The sequence below is a fragment of the Terrimonas ginsenosidimutans genome (assembly GCF_022012415.1).
In the GTDB taxonomy this organism is placed as follows: Bacteria; Bacteroidota; Bacteroidia; order Chitinophagales; family Chitinophagaceae; genus Terrimonas_A; species Terrimonas_A ginsenosidimutans.
Map to the genome: position 1 here is coordinate 202,226 of NZ_JAKLTR010000006.1, position 15,521 is coordinate 217,746.

Genomic DNA, 15,521 nt, shown 5'->3' on the forward strand with positions numbered 1-15,521 from the left:
AAGTGGAAAGAAGGTTAACAAGCCCCGGGGCTGTTTCTACGGTCCCGGATCCTTCTAAAAAAAACAAGGTCAGTCGCAAGCCGAATAGTAAACAGGCACTATTCAACAAGTACTATCATAAATGAAAGACCAATTGAAGGGAATTAAGGCGGTCCCTTTTTACTTGATCGTAAAACAATTCGCTTTTCTGCACGGCTTGCCATTCGCCCGCATTGCAGATCAAAACGCAGTAATTCAACTGTACTTCTCAAGCTTAAAAAAATAAGGTCGTGAAAGGTGAAATAGTCCTTCGAACCTCCCGGATCACAGTATCGCGGGAGATCGAAAGCGGGTGCAATATGCGCGTAGGTGATCTTATGCGTGAACTGAAAGAAGAAATCAACCATACAGAGGGGCAAGGCTTCGTGTGTTACCTATCCTTTCAATCAAAAATGAATCAACCGGGTTTCGATCCAGATAAAGACGCTTAGTGATTGCGGAAGCGCAACACATTACCGGGGCTTGTTTCTACTCGCCCTCATTTTATTCAATCATTTTTTAACCAATCAACTTTATGTCAAGAACCTATTTCTTAAACGTGTCAAAGGGGAAGTTCTTTGAAAAGGATTCACCCGGTCAGGATGGCGAAAAGTTTAACCAGGTGCAAGGCCACCTTGTAAACATCGCATTCAAGCAGATCAACGAGGGCTTAACGATGCGCCTCTATGTGGTTGACGAAGAAAATTTTTATGTCCTCTCTATGTTCGTCAACGGACGACCTGCAAACGCATTCTTCCGCATGGTAAAGCACATTGACTTCAACACCGAAATGTTATTCAAAATGCAAGCTAAAGGCGGCTTGGATTATTTCGAGATCGTTCAGCATGGTAGTATCATCCCTTGGTACTATTCATACGCAAACAACCATGAATTGCCGGAAGACAGAGACGAAAAGAAGCAATTTTTCATCGACCTGATCAATGGTGAAATTATGGACAGGCTTGAAAAGAAGGTGAACCCCTTCCCGAATCACCTTCACTACACGCCCGCAAGAAAGGGGCTGCAAGGCGGATATTTCGATTCAGCCGCAGAAAACCAAGGCCGCACAGTTAAGCCCGTAGGCAGGTATGAGCGCCAATCGCACAAAGTATACGGCAATAGCCGACCTCTCTAAATCATTAAACTTTTTCCGCAATGGTTAAAGGCTTCGAAGAAAAAACGCAGGAATTAAACTCAGTTGAAAAAGATACTATCCTACCCGCATTGCTTGGGAAGCTTTGCACGCACAAAGGAAAGGCAAATGCAATATCGGCAACGGAATTAGAGCGATACGTAAAGGAACGGGGTCTTGTAAAGTCTCTCCCCGGCAATCGGGTTAGGAAGATTGTGGAATACATAAGACAGTCTTATCTATTAGAAGGATTAGTTGCGTGTAATGTGGGCTATTACATAGCTGACACTCCCGAAGAACTTCTTGAGTGGATTGTATCAATGCGACAGCGTATTGCTGCAATGAAATCTTCGATGCAGCCTGCGGAAAAAGTTTATAAACGAATGACCGGCGTGCGTCAACCAAACCAGCACGGAGCAAAAGAGCCAATGCCGGGGGTAATTCACGAAAGTTTATTTCAATAATTTTTATGCGAATTAAAGTAACCGACCTGCGGGAATTTTTTAAGCGGTCAAGCAAAATAAGGTCAAACGGGGTCCTCCCTATTCATGACTATCTGAAGATTGACTTTAGTCGGGAGGCGGTTGTTATTACGAAGTCCGTAAGCTTCGCTTTTTGCAGGCACGAAATTGAATCAGAATCTAACGATATAGAAACGATCCTTGTAGAAGAAAAAAGGCTGTCAGCTTTAGTTAATTCGGCTGAAGGCGAATACATAACCTTTGAAATCAAGAAGGATAAAATTTTACTGAGCGATTCCATCAACGAAGTCTCTTTGAAGGCCGAAAATGTTGAGGGCTTTTCTAAACAGCCAAAGCAGGGAGATAACGAAACCTATATCCTTAGCGAATCTGTAATTTCTGCGCTCTTTCAAGCTAAGTCATTCATATATGTTATGCAGCTTGATAACAACTACGGGCATGTATACTGTAGTAATGTTGGGGAAGACAGTTATATATTTTCAACAAACGGGCAGGCGCTTTACCTGAAGAAGCTTACCGAAAAGCTGCCAGCGTTTTCGTTAAACCCTGTTGCCTGCGAAACACTTGCGCCATACGAAACCCTGGTTTATTACACGGCAGAAAATTACAACTGTTTTGACAGCGGTAAGACGCTTTTCGGATTCGCAAAGTCTGAAATGAAAGCGCCGAACTTTTCCCCTGTTGTAAATAATATTGACCGTGAAAAGGGAATTACCGTAAACAAAGATGATCTTCTCAAATTCACTTCACTGGTAAACTCTTTTTCTTTCAAGGTCCCAATCATAAGCATTGAACCGGGGGAAGGATCCCTTGCGCTACGATACAACGAGGTGGATTATCAGGTTGATGCACAACGCGACATTGAGGCCGTAATGAATTTTTCTCCCGAAGTATTTCACTGGAATACACAGTTCCTTGAGCCGGTTCTAAAATGCTTTTCTACTGAAAAGGTCACACTTCACCCCGGGGGGCCTCTATACGCGGTTGAGAATCCCGAGGAAGAAGGGTTGACCATAGGTTTAATAAAAGTCAAATACAATAATTAATGAAACAACTGATTCACATTATCGCTACATGCGACAGGTTTTCAATTGACGAATTCGTTGATGAAAGCAAGGCTACGCGTCGGCTGACGCAAATCAGGAATCTTTTTGAATCTCAGCCTAAAGAATTAAGGGGAACGCTCAGGGTAACAACCGCAGTGCATAACCCGCGAATGTTCTAAGCTTAGTATCACTATCTAAATACAAAAACAAAATCAATTATGCCCGCAGAAATGCTACAAACACGCCGACGTTACTTGTCCATACAGGACGGTCGTATGTGCGAACGTATCGAAGGCGATACGCCGGAACAGTATTCCGTTCAAAAGTTCAATCACCTCTCCCGGCTTCATCTGATCAATGTCACGTTCCGTGCTGTTGAAAAAGAGGAAAACGGAGTAAAGAAAACAGTTGGGCATGTAGTTCAATTGCACTTGATAGATTCAGAGGACTATTTCGTTGTAGAAACTTGGGTTAACAGCCAGTATGCAAAAGCATTTTATCAGGTTTGGGAAAGCATAGATCTGAACCACGACTTTGTAGTTATAACAGATCAGCGCATAAAAGAGGGTAAGAAGAAGCCCGCTTTATTTGTTAAGCAATTCGGCAATAACCTAAAGTGGAACTATGTTAAGGACGCGATGAAGGATTGCCCTAAAGCGGACTTCGTTCAGGATGGCGACAAATGGCTTGTTGACGATGAAGCTCAAATGGCCTACTTCTTAGGTAAGGTAAATAATATCCTTCTGCCAAAGCTGAAGGCGAAAGCTAACCCCTACCCTTCACATCCGATCTATGGAGACGGTAGCGGCAGGGCTGCAACCTCAACAGGGTTGTCCGGGCCGTCCAACCTGGCTAATGACTATCCTGAAGACGATCTTCCTTTTTAACGCCTCACTTACTTACAACCACTATATAACCAAAGCGGGGGTGTAAAAGCCCCCTTTATCAAACCTGAACTATGTTAGAAATCAACAAAACTGCAAGCGAAATACACGTAGAGAATACAGCTAAAGGATTTTGGAAAGAAAGGATTGAAGTTCCGCAGAAGATGCGTGATAGCGGTTTGTTTACTGAAACGGAAATAGCCTTTGCCGAACATAACATTAAGTCGCAAGTGCTATTGCACATCGTTTGCGAAATCGGCGAAGCTGAAGAAGCGATGCGTAAAGATAAATACGCGAATCTACTTGCCTTCGGTGAAGCTTATGCGAAATCGGGGGACGTTGTTGCGCCTTTTGAAACATTCATTAAAGATACCTATGAAGATGAACTTGCCGACGCAGTTATAAGACTGTTTGACCTGATCGCGGCAGAAGGTATCGAAATCGAACAGCACATTATTTTAAAACGATTGTATAACCAAACCCGCCCCTACAAGCATGGCAAAAATTCCTAACGAAGTACCGAACAGCCTCGGTTACGCGCTGGTAAAGCTTGCGGTTGCAGCTATCGGCTTTTCATTTTGGTTTTTTATTCTCGGTATGGCGTCAATGATTTTAGGCGCTGTAGTCGGAACGTCTGTGTCTATTGCCTTATGGTATTTGATGGGGTATAAGCCCCGAATCGAACGTAAGCAGCGACGCAAACTAAATGACCTGTAAACACCCTACCTGCGGGGCTGAATGTAGACGGCCCGCTAAAGTGAAAGAGCGAAAGCTAATAACGCCTAAAAAGATCTATCGGCTTAAGCAAACGCCTCTTAAGAAACGCCGACACACGAAGGCGAAGCCAAGAAAAGGAGCCACACTCTCCGAGTTGACGTTAAGAGCGCAAGCCGTGTTTAATGAGTGGATCAGGCGACGGGATGAATTCGAAGCTTGTATAAGCTCAGGGCAAAGGCCCGGACAGGCCGGACACTTTTACCCCGCAGGATCTTTTTCGGGTGTGAGGTTCGATGAAGTGAATGTAAACGGGCAATCCGTAGAAGACAATATTAATAAATCCGGGAATGAGCAAGCCTATAGAATTGGTCTTGTTGCTCGGTACGGGACCGAGGCCGTTGCTGCGCTCGATGCAAGAGCCAGGGAAACGAAGCTTAAGAAGTGGACCCGGGAAGAACTAATTGCAATCATTGTTAAATACAAATCTTAACCATGCAACAAGCAAGAGAGCCTGAACAATTCAAGCCGGTCCCTCGTACTGGCGGCATGTATCTCATTTCGTCTTACGGCTATTTGTATAGCCTTAAATCCGGCGAACGAAAACGGATTAAGGACTTTGACAATCACGGCTACCGGCGTGCTGAAATAAGCTTTAATGCTGGTAAGCGCAAAGTGTTGCTTCATGTCCTAACTGCCGCCGCCTTCAAGAGAAACCCGAAGAAAAAGAAAGTGGTTAATCACAAGGACGGCGATAAGTCAAACAACTATTATAAAAACCTTCAATGGGCTACGCATTCAGAAAACAGCCTTCACGTTTATCGCGTGTTGGGTCGTGTTATCTCCGATTCGCACAGAGCCGCAGTATCAAAAGCTGCAAAGGCGATGCACGCCCGGAAGAAGGAACAAACTATACAACATGAAACAGGGGCTACACTGGTTCATTGAGAGAATCGGGCAAACAGTTATTGCCAGTTCTCCGAAAGCTTTTAACGGCGAAATGAAAATTACTGACGCCGATCACGCAAAACATTTATGCAACATCGCCCAAGAGTTTCAAGGGTATTTATTCAACGACATACCTGCAAACTCAATCAACGATGAAAAGCAAATACAGCCCGGGTGATCTTGTTGTGATCACTGATGATATGGCGGACGTTCCTGCTCAAACAATTGGGCAATTGGTCAAACTTGTTTCACAGCACCCGGACAGAAGTTCTCTTTGGCAATATGAATATCAAGGGGAGGTCACGGGGTACATTAATGAGTTGGAATTTAAATACCCAAAGCCCGCCGCCTATTACTCAGTTCCTCCGATAGAGCCTGAAGATCCGAACGTAAAAATCTCCGAATACTTCTACAGCGTTTATAAATGCCGCGACCTGTTGCGCCAGGTTTCAGAAGTTCCGCATTCACTTTCGATCTTCTCGAATGGTGAAGCTGGATCGCTGAAGGCTATGTTAGATCGCCTCGATACGCGTATTGAGGTACTTGAAGAACTACAACACTTCCTAAAGCAACCATAAACCCAAACTGTTATGAAGAAAGTTATTAACGTTCCGCCCCTGCATGGGCTGGAAGAAGTTCGCGACGGCTTCGGCAACACAAATTTTAAAATAAGCAAGCCATTAACGCAGGTCCCGGTGATCGTTGGAGAGTATCAAGACGCTGACGGAGTGCGAATGTACCAATGCGAAAACGACAGGCATTTTATTGCCGATACTTACGACAAAATGTTTGTGCCGGTTCATAAGGTTCCTAAGCCGCCTAAACGCGCCCCAAAACGACGCAAGAAAAAGAAATCCAGCAAATAACCCTATCAAATTTTTAGGTCAATGGCACTGCCTTATATCAATCTGTACATAGGGGACGTGATAAAAGACACGAACCTGTTAAGCCCTGAAGCATTCGGGGGGTATGTCCGTCTTCTTTTCAAGATGCACGAAGCTTCGCCGCGTGGTGTAGTTAAATACGATTTGCCGACGCTTTGCCGGGTGTTTGCCGCCGACACTCCCGACAAAAATGCCGCAATCCTTGAAGAAATTCTTAATCCTGCTTATAACATTTTTGATTCAAGTGTTGATGCGGGTGTTTATACGCTCATTAATCGCCGCATGGTCCGTGAATCGAAGGTAAGCCAAGCCCGTAGCGAAGCCGGGAAGAAAGGGGCTGAAGCAACCAATTCTAAAAACAAAAAAAATCAGCAAACGGCTGATCAATTTGATGCGGCAAACACTTCATCAAATAATGCGGCAAATAAGTCGTCAAAAAAGGGGCAAAACTATAATAGTAATATTAATAGTAATAGTGGTAATAGTTTAGAAGGGGGTACGGGGGAAGAATTGCCGATCTATGTCGTTCCTCAAATGCTTACGGTCCTTCGCAAACATCGCCCCCGCTATATCTACAGGCAAAATCAAGATTTCCCGGCGCTCCGATCCATCGCTGAAACCATTGCTTCAAACGAGGGCATTGAAGACATTACAAACCCTTCGGCAGTCGATTCGATTGTTGCGATATGGGATGCGCTGGTTGCCTTCATGCTTACCGATAGCCTTTACAAAGACTTTCAGATAACACAGATCGAAAAATATTTTCAAGCCATCGCGTCAAAGTTTTCTTCAAGCCTTGAGGCAAAGCCAGGTAAAGAGGATAAGAAAAACGGGGTGCAAGCGAATATGAATACAGCACAGAACGCGGCTGAATTGCTGAAACGGAAATACGAAGGAGGCGGAAATGTATAACCCAAAGGCAAAAGGCTACTTTTCTGGCTGCGGCGGGTTTGAGCTTGGAATACAGGAAGCGGGTGTTGAGTTGGTCCAATCACTCGACCTTGATGCAGAAGCAACGGCCTGCATGAAGGATAACCCGCAATACTTTAATCACAAGGTATTGACGCAAGACATTACGCAGACAACCGTTTTAGATCAGCCGGGATCTGACGTTATCCTTGGGACATATCCGTGTACTAAATATTCTCCTATCGCTGATATAAGCGAAACCCGAACAGGGGATGAACTGTACTTACATTTCTTCCGCCACATGGCAATAGAGCAACCGGAAGTCTTTGCGCTCGAAAATGTTCCGGGTATGCGAAAATTCAAAGTAGTAATGGAGGCAATGACACGCCTTCCCGGTTACTATGTTACAACATTCTGCCCCGTGCGTGCATCCTATTGGTTGCCTCAACGCCGCGATAGACTAATTGTGATCGGGAGTAAAAAGCCCTTCGATATTCCCCCGCCGATAGAGCAATATCGTAAGCCTCGAATCAAAGACATAATAGAGCGCGACCCGGAAGTTTCCGTTCCTGATTATATCGGGAGCCGATTGAATGGAAAGTACAGGGATAAGCCAATCATAGTAGATCCTGAAAAGCCCGGAGCGATTGCGCCTACATGCGTTGCGCACTATGCAAAGGATCAAAGTACACGTCTTGTAAGGGATCGCTCAAGCAAACACGGTCTACGTCCCTTCACTATTCGGGAGTATGCAAGGTTGCAAGGCTTCCCGGATGACTTCAAATTTAAAAACGAATTGTCTTCCTTCCGCCTGATCGGTAATGCGGTCCCTCCTCCTATGGGCCGGTGGGTTGGAGAGCAGATAATGAGATACTTCAATTAAACAAAATGAATAAATTAAAAAAATCAAACAAGCCTGCCGGGGAAGTTGACATTGATATGTATGAAAACTTCCGTTTAAATGTTCGGTTGTTGCGGGCGCAACAAGGTATGTCTCAAAAAGAATTAAGCGAATCGCTTGGGTTTTCGTCTGCAAAGATCTCATTCTATGAGTGTGATAGATTACGAAGAACTCCGAAGATGGCTGATGTATACGCCATAGCTCGTTTTTTTGGCGTCGATCCCCAAGAAATCCTATTCAAGAAAGGTAAAGTTGTTTTAGAATGAAAAAATATACTATTGGCGCAGTGTTCACGCCAGATCTGAACAAAGTCTTATTAATAAAGAAAACTAAACCTGAAGATCAGGCGGGAAGATTGAATATGCCGGGCGGTAAGATTGAGCCGGGCGAAGGAAGTCTTTCTTGCGTCGTTCGGGAAATAACAGAAGAAGCGGGAATTCATACTGACCCGAATAAATGGATCTATGCCGGTCGTATTGAAAATGCGGGAGGTGGCATGTTCTACGTCGATATATGGACTATCGTAATCCCTTGGAACATCGCCGGTAACATTGAATCAATGACGGAAGAAAAAGTTGGCTGGTATAACGTTTGGTCCCTGCCTGCTTACCAGTGTCTGCCGAACATTCATTGGCTCGTTCCTTTTGCTCGGAACTTCCACGATCAGGGAAATTTCGGCACTCTTGTTTTCGGAGAATTCAAATATCAAAATCAATAAAAATGAAATCAATTATTGCAACAGTTGCATTCCTTGTTATTATCTACTTATCATTCGGCCCTGCAATAAGTTTCAAGCCATTTAGGATTCGATTCAATGAATGGTATGGGCTTGTGGCCGTTATCCTAATATCGATAGCTATTAGTCTTATTAAATCTCAAGCTGAAAAGAAGGCTTATAGGGAAGGTTTTAAGATGGGCGCAGATATGGCTACTACGGAACTGACAAATTTGTTTAATGAAAAGATTGAGGCGTTACAACCTAAACATAAGCCCGGCAGTTATCAAGCTGATTCTATTGGTAAAAAACAATAATCCCTTCAACTACTTTATCAACTAAGCCGGGAGGTTCAACGCCTTTGCTAATGGGCTGCAGAGTTCCCCGGTCAGTCGTAAAGTATGTCCAAAAGTAACCGTTAAGGGCGACGTGAAACCAGGTTGGAATAATGTCTTTGTAGATATATCCGCGTTCTGGCATTGGTTTCACGTCTACTTTTTGAGTGTGACCCTCAAAATCGAATTCAAAACTAAACTTAAACACTTTCACTTTTAAAAGTTACGAACTATCCATGAGAATCAGAGATATAAGGCCCGGGAAAAAATACTACCACACTATCACGGTGTATCGACGCGATAGGCGAACGGGTAAAAAGCACCGGGAAACGTTCATATATCGGGTTCTTCAGGTCGATATTGAAAACGCCCGCGTATGTGCTTCGGTTAATGGTGCGCCTGCTAAGTGGTGTGAAAACTCCGTTTATCGGCGTTGGTCGGATGAAGACCCGGCAAAACAAGAAACTCAAACATCAACACTTTAAAATGTCAAGAGAAATAGTAAGACAAGATCCGTCATTAACACTCGCCATGTTGTCGCCGGTTGATCGTCAGGCAATGCAGCGGCTATCTTTAGGAGAAAGGAAGTATGTCGAATTGGCTTTGCAGGAGAAGATTTCTGTTGCAGATCCTTTGAATACAGTTACGGAATTTGTCGCGGCAATTACTTCGGCATACACCCGAGCGGGATATAAAATGCCGGATGCGGCAACCTTGGCCCTATACGCAGATGAAACAAGGGAAATGCTTCTTGAAAGATACCCGGCCATTACCGTTGCTGAATTTAAGCAGGCTATAAAGTGCGGGGTATATGGGGACGCTGGCGACTTCACAGGATTAAACCCCAAAACCTTTCTCCAATTTGTGAAGCATTATCTATTCACCGAAGCTCGGAAAGAGGCGGTAAAGGTTTTTGAATCTAATCAGTTGCTTATTTCAAATCAGCGATTCGAAATGACGCCTGAAGAAAGGGCGGAAGATGATAAGAAATTTGTGAATTATCTATACAATGATTTTCTGAATGGCTATTTGCTTGTAGACTTTGTACCCTCTTTTGTTTACGAATTCCTCGAATCGCAGAAGCTTTTGAATCTTACGAAGGATCAAAAGATAGCGTTCGTTGATCGCGCAAAGGCTTATTCCGCAAAAATGGCCGCAAGTTCAAAGATGAAAGGAAGTAAGCGGGAGACATTTACTGATCAGCTTCAAAAGCTTTTGCCTGGTTCTGCGGAAACGACCTTGGCAAAACAATTTGCTGTTGTTGATTTCTTCGCAAATGCTAAGATAGAGGGGCGTAAGACGATTTTTGAAACACCTAAACGATTAAATGATAAATAAAAATGCAGGGGCTATGCGCAATAGTCCCTGTTTCGTGCGTAGTGGTGCGGATATTTTTAGTCCGGGTTTATCTTGCCTCGATGAAGATAAAAACAAAAGAAGAGGCATTTGCAAAGCTTAAGGAGTTAAGGCAAATCGCTAAAGATGCGCACTCGGAAATTTCTTATATAAACTCAATAATAGAAAAAAAGGGTTGGGAGGATGATGTAAAGATGAAAAGAGATCGCCGTAATGCTGAAATGTATAGATTGTGGAAGGCAGGTAAAAAATTTGTCGAACTGGCGGCTATGTTTGAAGTTAGCGTTACAACCGCTTCTAATGTTTGTTCGAGGCTTGAACGAAGGAGTTAATTACTTCTTTTTTCTTGTTGATAATACTTTATGAACTGCAATCGGGGCGTTTTTCAATAGTTGCTTCTTGCCAAGATCGCTGAAAGAGAATATCTGCTTACCGATTATCGCCCGTTCAGCATTGAATGTATCTATCTTAGACATTGATAAAATAATATCCCTATTAATTCTTACAAACTCAGTCTCAGGAAAGAAAATCGCAAGTCTACTCAATGATATATGGGGGGTGTAACTCGCCCCTCCTTCTAACACTATTAACGTGTGGTGCTTCATAGAAGCCGCGTATATTATCGCTCTTAGGTCGATCCTTATGTAGTTATTCCTTTCTTTTATAAAAAAGTAATTCCTCATACGCGTAAATATCTGAAACTACTTTATTTTAATTGGTATTCGCTCGAACGCCAATCATATCACCTAAAATACAGGTACGTGTACCAGCGATTCGCAAAGTTTCGCAATCATTCGCACACTTCTAACGGCTGAAAGCCTTGCCCGGCCTGCGTTTCCTGTTCCACATGAAACCGAAAAAGTCTTATTAATTCGGTCCCTGTTCAATTCTTTCTTGTTTGATATATGTTGCATTCGCATTCGCACGCACCTTTCATTTTTATGATCAATGAAAGGTTATCCATAAAAAGCATTTGAGAAGCCGACAGCCCAATTAGGTTGCTTGGCTTTTGGTGTTTTTAAGAAAAACTAAATCCATGTTTACAGTAAAAGCCAAACTTGACACAAAGGTATTCAGGGAGGCGCGGTGGAAATTGTCAGACACCCAAATAAGACAGGCTTTACGCATGTCGCTAAATGATGCAGTTATTAAAGGCCGAACAATGGTGCGTAGATCTGCGCAAGAGGTCTACAATGTGAAGGCAAGCGCGTTTAATGATAAGAGCAATAAAAAGGGGCTTACACTCGATAAGGCGACTACAAGTAAGCTGACTGCCCGGATCATCGCCGGGCATACGCCTATCCGCCTTTCTGATATGAACCCAAAGTATGAGGGTAAGGCTGTTGCGACACAGGTTAAGTACAACAAGAAGACCGGTAAGGCGCAAAGGGGGAAAGTGGTTAAACGCAGTACCTCCCAAATATCTGTAGAAATTATAAAGGGAAAGCGCAAAACGTTGGGGTCGGCATTTACTATCGGGATTGCTAAACATGCTCAATCAGGCAATCAATTCGCTACTACAGCCATATTCGCAAGAGGCAAGAAGGGTAAGCCAGGGTTTGAGTTTGGGAAGTCTCGTTATCCTATTGATTCAATGTCTGCTATCTCTGTTGCTACATCGGTCATGAATAAGAAGACGCTTGGGAAGTACGACAGGGAATTGAATAAGTATGCAAGTGATCGCTTCGAACACCATGTTAAGAGGCTGGTAAAGAAAGCTGACGGCCTTAGCTCATAGACAAGGCAAGGGCCTACCCCGAGCGAAAAAATCGGCGGGTCCTTTTTTTCGAAATCTTTCAGCGGCGGCGAAAAGCCCCGAAAAAACACGTGCTATAGATTTTTTTTTGGTTGACACTTTGCCCTGACTGACAAAATTGCGGTCTTCGTACGAAACTCAATACTGTAGCGGATTTGACGCAGCAAAATAGTTGACAAAAGGTTTACAAAAACGTTTGAAATTAATTCATCTAAAGTTTACAAAATGGAGTTACGTGTAAACGTTGACGGCTTAGAAAAACTGAGCCGAGCAATTGAAAAAATGAGCGAAAAAATTGGCAAAGAGTTGATCATCTCCATGCCTTCAGGGGGCTTGATCGGACATGCAGTAGCAAGCCTTCCTTCGATGCAGCCAATTATTGCTTCGTACGATTCACTTATTAGGGGTGAGGAAGAAGCCGCCGTTCGAAAGATGGAAGGGTGTATTGTTGTTGATGATTATACGGGTTTAAATATTATGAAGTTGAATGAACATATTATGAATATTGAAGCGATAAAAGAAGATATAGCAAGGGTTCAGCAAAATGGTCGTCATAAGCGGCATTCAATAATTAAATCTTCTAAGGGTAAACATCCTTCTAACTATACACCTCCTAAGAAAAAAAGAAAAAAGAGATAAATGAAAAAAGGATCTATAAAGTGTAAAAGCTGCAAGAATTGCCGAAGAATTGCCGAATCTTTTGCCGCGACAAAATTCGAGAGAGAAAAAAGGCTATTTGACTTATGTGAATTCGTTTTGTGGATTGTTCTTGTTTGGGGAGTAGTCGGAATAATCTTCAATTAAATAAGCTATGGGCAGGAAAGGGCAAGAAAGGGTTTCGCAAAGGGAGTATGCGCGACGGCTTGGGGTTTCTAATACGGCAGTCGCGAAAGCCATTGAGCAAGGTAAGATTGTAAAGGGTTGGGATAAAAAGGCGCAAAAGATAATTGTTGAAAAGGCAGACGAAGAATGGGGAAACATTCACAAGTTGCCGGATAGTTCAGAGTTATCCGCTCATATTCCCGCCCAACCAAAGCCGCAGCCTGAACAATCGGTAAAGCCTGAACCGAAGCCAAGGCGTGAATTTGATTCAGAAGACACAATGGCTGACGCGGAACTTGAATTGCAGGAATTCGGATTGCATTCAAGGACGCCTTTTGCTGAAGCTCTTCGAGTTGAAAAGGTGGCAAAGGCAAAGATTGCAGTTCTTGAATTGATGAAGCTTGAAGGAAGTCTTGTGAATAGATCCGCAGTTGAAAAGCAATTGGCCGGGTATGCAATCGTAATAAAACAAGCTATTCTTTCCGTACCTGACAGGGCAATTGATGATGTGTTAGCGCAAAAGAATCGGGCCTTAGCTCACCAATCATTAACAAACTATTTGTACGAAGCACTACAGCGATTATCTGAAGCAACAGAAAAAGGCATTACAGTAACAAATGAAGAATAGTTTGAGCGGAGTTAAAGACTTACTACTTATAGCAAAGTTCATCCTGAACCTTCGCCCGGAACCCCGTATTACTGTTTCGGAATGGGCGGATAAGAACAGGTATTTAGATAGTAAGGCGTCGGCGGAACCAGGGCTTTATAAAACGAGCCGTACGCCATACGTCAGACAGATAGCGGATGACTTAAGTGTAACATCAATTATTCGCTATGTGGTTGTAATGAAGGGTGCGCAAGTTGGCCTTACTGAGTTGGGGAATAATTGGACTGGTTACATTATCGACTGTGCGCCGGGGCCGATGTTATCGGTTCAACCCACTATCTCAATGATGGAGCGGAATTCTAAAATGAGGATCGCCCCAATGATTGAGAATAGCCCAACGCTTAGAGAAAAAATAAAGTCACCGCGCCAGCGTGATAGTGGAAATACTATCGGTCAAAAGGAATTCCCGGGCGGCGTGTTAATTATGACGGGTGCTGAAAGTGCATCGGCGCTACGTTCAATGCCCGCTCGTTATGTAATGGCTGATGAATGTGACGCATACCCTGGCGATGTAGACGGCGAAGGATCGCCAATGTCGTTGATGGAAAAAAGGACTTCAACGTATTCTAACAAAAAGTTCCTCAAGATCAGTACGCCAACGCTTCAGGGGGCAAGCGTGATTGAAGCTGAATTTCTCTTAACAGATCAAAGATACTTTCATGTTCCTTGTCCACACTGCGGCGGTCTTCAATACCTGAAGTTTCCCCGTTTAAAATGGGAGGGCAAGGATTATGATAACGTTGCTTATATATGTGAGCATTGCGAAGAACCTATTCCCGAGCGATTCAAAGGGGAAATGCTTGCAAACGGTAAATGGATTGCTACGGTCCCTGAGAATGCAAGTACGTACACAGTAGGTTATCACGTATCTGCATTATATAGCCCACCGGGCTGGAAAAGTTGGGCGGAAATTGCAGAAGAATGGGTGAAGGCTCAGGGCGATGATAATAAGCTAAAATCATTTTATAACACGATCCTCGGGGAAACATGGAAGGTGAAAACGGATGCGCCTGAATGGGAGTCATTACAGCAAAGAGCAATAGATTATCCGCTTAACAGGCCGTTCAAAAATGTAGCGATCATTACTGCCGGTGTAGACGTTCAGGCAGATCGTTTAGAAGTTGAAATTGTTGGCTGGATGGAAGGCCGGACTTCTCAGCACATTGATTACCGTGTACTACTTGGTGACACAATGAAGCCTGAAGTTTGGAGAGAGTTAGATAAGATTGCGAACGAAAGGTTTCTTCGGCAGGACGGTACATATATGGGGATTAGAATGATTGCAATTGATAGCGGTTACATTTCAGCTACAGTATACAAATGGGCAAAGAAGTACGGCTTTGGTCGTGTAGTCCCGATCAAGGGGCAAGAAAAGCTTCAGCAATATTTTTCACCGCCTCGGGCTGTAGATGTAACAAAGCATGGCAAAAAAGTCGGGAAGCAAAAGGTTTGGCATATTGGTGTAAGCTTTATTAAGACTGAAACTTATAGCTTCTTCCGGCAGACAATAGATCCTGAAACAAACTACGTACCTGAAGGATTCTGTTATTTCCCAAAAAGAGATACGCATTACTTCAGAGGCCTTACAGCGGAAGTAATACAGATCACTAAAAATAAAAAGAACGGCTTCTTCAAATATGAGTGGGTTAAGAAGTATGAGAGGAACGAGCCTTTAGATTGTAGGGTTTACGCAAGAGCCGCAGCCGCTATAGTTGGTATTGATAATTGGAAGCCTGAAAGATGGGAAAGAGAGCGCGACTACTCGTTGACTCACGATTCACAAGAACCTATTCCAGAAATTGAAAAAAAAGCTGAAGAAACAAAGTTTGAAATAAAAGAAATAACAAGCGAACAGGAAAAACATATCGAAGATATTGCAACGCCTACGCAGATCACTAAGCAACTCAAACAACCAAGACTTAAAAAGCAAAGCTTTTGGGGTCGTTAACAAA

General features: G+C 43.4%; 22 protein-coding genes. 21 read left to right on the top strand and 1 reads right to left on the bottom strand.

Annotated features, from left to right (window positions below):
- Nucleotides 1-553: 553 nt before the first annotated feature.
- The 17 genes from LZZ85_RS11260 (at nucleotide 554) to LZZ85_RS11335 (ending at nucleotide 10,656) form a co-directional block, all read left to right on the top strand.
- Complete coding sequence (locus LZZ85_RS11260; RefSeq protein ID WP_237871679.1) at nucleotides 554-1,153, top strand: hypothetical protein; 600 nt, start codon at nucleotides 554-556, stop codon at nucleotides 1,151-1,153.
- A gap of 20 nt (nucleotides 1,154-1,173) precedes the next feature.
- Nucleotides 1,174-1,614, top strand: coding sequence for a hypothetical protein (locus LZZ85_RS11265; RefSeq protein ID WP_237871681.1), 441 nt, complete (start codon nucleotides 1,174-1,176; stop codon nucleotides 1,612-1,614).
- Between the two features lie 5 nt (nucleotides 1,615-1,619).
- Nucleotides 1,620-2,678, top strand: a complete 1,059-nt coding sequence (locus LZZ85_RS11270) for a hypothetical protein (RefSeq protein WP_237871683.1) — start codon at nucleotides 1,620-1,622, stop codon at nucleotides 2,676-2,678.
- A gap of 218 nt (nucleotides 2,679-2,896) precedes the next feature.
- Nucleotides 2,897-3,565 carry a hypothetical protein gene (locus LZZ85_RS11275; RefSeq protein ID WP_237871685.1) on the top strand — a complete coding sequence of 223 codons (669 nt, stop codon included), beginning with the start codon at nucleotides 2,897-2,899 and terminating at the stop codon, nucleotides 3,563-3,565.
- Between the two features lie 71 nt (nucleotides 3,566-3,636).
- Nucleotides 3,637-4,074 (top strand): nucleoside triphosphate pyrophosphohydrolase family protein, encoded by a 438-nt coding sequence (locus LZZ85_RS11280; RefSeq protein ID WP_237871686.1) that lies wholly within the window; start codon nucleotides 3,637-3,639, stop codon nucleotides 4,072-4,074.
- On the top strand, nucleotides 4,058-4,279 hold the full coding sequence (locus tag LZZ85_RS11285; protein WP_237871688.1) for a hypothetical protein: 222 nt from the start codon (nucleotides 4,058-4,060) through the stop codon (nucleotides 4,277-4,279). The genes LZZ85_RS11280 and LZZ85_RS11285 overlap by 17 nt, the downstream gene beginning before the upstream one ends.
- Nucleotides 4,269-4,769: a recombination protein NinG gene (locus LZZ85_RS28780; RefSeq protein WP_432422762.1), complete on the top strand. Its 501-nt coding sequence runs from the start codon at nucleotides 4,269-4,271 to the stop codon at nucleotides 4,767-4,769. The genes LZZ85_RS11285 and LZZ85_RS28780 overlap by 11 nt, the downstream gene beginning before the upstream one ends.
- A 2-nt stretch (nucleotides 4,770-4,771) precedes the next feature.
- Nucleotides 4,772-5,224 carry an HNH endonuclease gene (locus LZZ85_RS11290; RefSeq protein WP_237871690.1) on the top strand — a complete coding sequence of 151 codons (453 nt, stop codon included), beginning with the start codon at nucleotides 4,772-4,774 and terminating at the stop codon, nucleotides 5,222-5,224.
- 152 nt (nucleotides 5,225-5,376) lie between these two features.
- Nucleotides 5,377-5,802 carry a hypothetical protein gene (locus LZZ85_RS11295; RefSeq protein WP_237871692.1) on the top strand — a complete coding sequence of 142 codons (426 nt, stop codon included), beginning with the start codon at nucleotides 5,377-5,379 and terminating at the stop codon, nucleotides 5,800-5,802.
- A 12-nt stretch (nucleotides 5,803-5,814) separates the two neighbouring features.
- Complete coding sequence (locus LZZ85_RS11300; RefSeq protein WP_237871694.1) at nucleotides 5,815-6,090, top strand: hypothetical protein; 276 nt, start codon at nucleotides 5,815-5,817, stop codon at nucleotides 6,088-6,090.
- 21 nt (nucleotides 6,091-6,111) lie between these two features.
- Nucleotides 6,112-7,020, top strand: coding sequence for a YdaU family protein (locus LZZ85_RS11305; protein WP_237871696.1), 909 nt, complete (start codon nucleotides 6,112-6,114; stop codon nucleotides 7,018-7,020).
- The gene (locus tag LZZ85_RS11310) at nucleotides 7,013-7,900 is read left to right on the top strand and encodes a DNA cytosine methyltransferase (protein ID WP_237871697.1); all 888 of its coding nucleotides are present in this window, start codon (nucleotides 7,013-7,015) and stop codon (nucleotides 7,898-7,900) included. Before LZZ85_RS11305 ends, LZZ85_RS11310 begins: the two co-directional genes overlap by 8 nt.
- A 5-nt stretch (nucleotides 7,901-7,905) precedes the next feature.
- A complete protein-coding gene (locus tag LZZ85_RS11315) occupies nucleotides 7,906-8,184 on the top strand; it encodes a helix-turn-helix transcriptional regulator (protein WP_237871698.1) in 279 nt (92 codons plus the stop codon).
- Nucleotides 8,181-8,636, top strand: coding sequence for an NUDIX hydrolase (locus LZZ85_RS11320; RefSeq protein ID WP_237871700.1), 456 nt, complete (start codon nucleotides 8,181-8,183; stop codon nucleotides 8,634-8,636). The genes LZZ85_RS11315 and LZZ85_RS11320 overlap by 4 nt, the downstream gene beginning before the upstream one ends.
- A gap of 2 nt (nucleotides 8,637-8,638) precedes the next feature.
- Nucleotides 8,639-8,950, top strand: a complete 312-nt coding sequence (locus LZZ85_RS11325) for a hypothetical protein (protein WP_237871702.1) — start codon at nucleotides 8,639-8,641, stop codon at nucleotides 8,948-8,950.
- Nucleotides 8,951-9,346: 396 nt separating this feature from the next.
- Nucleotides 9,347-10,306, top strand: a complete 960-nt coding sequence (locus LZZ85_RS11330; RefSeq protein WP_237871704.1) for a hypothetical protein — start codon at nucleotides 9,347-9,349, stop codon at nucleotides 10,304-10,306.
- A gap of 80 nt (nucleotides 10,307-10,386) precedes the next feature.
- Nucleotides 10,387-10,656, top strand: coding sequence for a hypothetical protein (locus LZZ85_RS11335; protein WP_237871706.1), 270 nt, complete (start codon nucleotides 10,387-10,389; stop codon nucleotides 10,654-10,656).
- Here the strand turns inward: LZZ85_RS11335 and LZZ85_RS28420 are convergent, their stop codons facing one another.
- Nucleotides 10,657-11,007, bottom strand: coding sequence for a LytTR family transcriptional regulator DNA-binding domain-containing protein (locus LZZ85_RS28420; RefSeq protein ID WP_255724069.1), 351 nt, complete (start codon nucleotides 11,005-11,007; stop codon nucleotides 10,657-10,659).
- A 353-nt stretch (nucleotides 11,008-11,360) separates the two neighbouring features.
- Here LZZ85_RS28420 and LZZ85_RS11345 point away from each other — a divergent pair, with 353 nt between their 5' ends.
- From LZZ85_RS11345 to LZZ85_RS11360, 4 genes are all read left to right on the top strand, one after another.
- The gene (locus LZZ85_RS11345; protein WP_237871710.1) at nucleotides 11,361-12,062 is read left to right on the top strand and encodes a hypothetical protein; all 702 of its coding nucleotides are present in this window, start codon (nucleotides 11,361-11,363) and stop codon (nucleotides 12,060-12,062) included.
- Nucleotides 12,063-12,305: 243 nt separating this feature from the next.
- Entirely contained in the window at nucleotides 12,306-12,719 is a 414-nt protein-coding gene (locus LZZ85_RS11350) for a hypothetical protein (RefSeq protein ID WP_237871712.1), read from the top strand.
- A 172-nt stretch (nucleotides 12,720-12,891) separates the two neighbouring features.
- Complete coding sequence (locus LZZ85_RS11355) at nucleotides 12,892-13,530, top strand: hypothetical protein (RefSeq protein ID WP_237871714.1); 639 nt, start codon at nucleotides 12,892-12,894, stop codon at nucleotides 13,528-13,530.
- Nucleotides 13,520-15,517, top strand: a complete 1,998-nt coding sequence (locus LZZ85_RS11360) for a phage terminase large subunit family protein (protein WP_237871716.1) — start codon at nucleotides 13,520-13,522, stop codon at nucleotides 15,515-15,517. Before LZZ85_RS11355 ends, LZZ85_RS11360 begins: the two co-directional genes overlap by 11 nt.
- Nucleotides 15,518-15,521 lie beyond the last annotated feature (4 nt).

Excerpts from the sequence above, each read along its gene's own strand:
- LZZ85_RS11335 (WP_237871706.1), top strand. The coding sequence starts at position 10,387 with ATGAAGATAAAAACAAAAGAAGAGGCATTTGCAAAGCTTAAGGAGTTA.
- LZZ85_RS11260 (WP_237871679.1), top strand. The coding sequence starts at position 554 with ATGTCAAGAACCTATTTCTTAAACGTGTCAAAGGGGAAGTTCTTTGAA.
- LZZ85_RS11285 (WP_237871688.1), top strand. The coding sequence starts at position 4,058 with ATGGCAAAAATTCCTAACGAAGTACCGAACAGCCTCGGTTACGCGCTG.
- LZZ85_RS11265 (WP_237871681.1), top strand. The coding sequence starts at position 1,174 with ATGGTTAAAGGCTTCGAAGAAAAAACGCAGGAATTAAACTCAGTTGAA.
- LZZ85_RS11310 (WP_237871697.1), top strand. The coding sequence starts at position 7,013 with ATGTATAACCCAAAGGCAAAAGGCTACTTTTCTGGCTGCGGCGGGTTT.
- LZZ85_RS11290 (WP_237871690.1), top strand. The coding sequence starts at position 4,772 with ATGCAACAAGCAAGAGAGCCTGAACAATTCAAGCCGGTCCCTCGTACT.
- LZZ85_RS11300 (WP_237871694.1), top strand. The coding sequence starts at position 5,815 with ATGAAGAAAGTTATTAACGTTCCGCCCCTGCATGGGCTGGAAGAAGTT.
- LZZ85_RS11295 (WP_237871692.1), top strand. The coding sequence starts at position 5,377 with ATGAAAAGCAAATACAGCCCGGGTGATCTTGTTGTGATCACTGATGAT.
- LZZ85_RS28780 (WP_432422762.1), top strand. The coding sequence starts at position 4,269 with ATGACCTGTAAACACCCTACCTGCGGGGCTGAATGTAGACGGCCCGCT.
- LZZ85_RS11280 (WP_237871686.1), top strand. The coding sequence starts at position 3,637 with ATGTTAGAAATCAACAAAACTGCAAGCGAAATACACGTAGAGAATACA.
- LZZ85_RS11350 (WP_237871712.1), top strand. The coding sequence starts at position 12,306 with ATGGAGTTACGTGTAAACGTTGACGGCTTAGAAAAACTGAGCCGAGCA.
- LZZ85_RS11355 (WP_237871714.1), top strand. The coding sequence starts at position 12,892 with ATGGGCAGGAAAGGGCAAGAAAGGGTTTCGCAAAGGGAGTATGCGCGA.
- LZZ85_RS11345 (WP_237871710.1), top strand. The coding sequence starts at position 11,361 with ATGTTTACAGTAAAAGCCAAACTTGACACAAAGGTATTCAGGGAGGCG.
- LZZ85_RS11275 (WP_237871685.1), top strand. The coding sequence starts at position 2,897 with ATGCCCGCAGAAATGCTACAAACACGCCGACGTTACTTGTCCATACAG.
- LZZ85_RS28420 (WP_255724069.1), bottom strand. The coding sequence starts at position 11,007 with ATGAGGAATTACTTTTTTATAAAAGAAAGGAATAACTACATAAGGATC.
- LZZ85_RS11305 (WP_237871696.1), top strand. The coding sequence starts at position 6,112 with ATGGCACTGCCTTATATCAATCTGTACATAGGGGACGTGATAAAAGAC.
- LZZ85_RS11325 (WP_237871702.1), top strand. The coding sequence starts at position 8,639 with ATGAAATCAATTATTGCAACAGTTGCATTCCTTGTTATTATCTACTTA.
- LZZ85_RS11315 (WP_237871698.1), top strand. The coding sequence starts at position 7,906 with ATGAATAAATTAAAAAAATCAAACAAGCCTGCCGGGGAAGTTGACATT.
- LZZ85_RS11320 (WP_237871700.1), top strand. The coding sequence starts at position 8,181 with ATGAAAAAATATACTATTGGCGCAGTGTTCACGCCAGATCTGAACAAA.
- LZZ85_RS11270 (WP_237871683.1), top strand. The coding sequence starts at position 1,620 with ATGCGAATTAAAGTAACCGACCTGCGGGAATTTTTTAAGCGGTCAAGC.
- LZZ85_RS11360 (WP_237871716.1), top strand. The coding sequence starts at position 13,520 with ATGAAGAATAGTTTGAGCGGAGTTAAAGACTTACTACTTATAGCAAAG.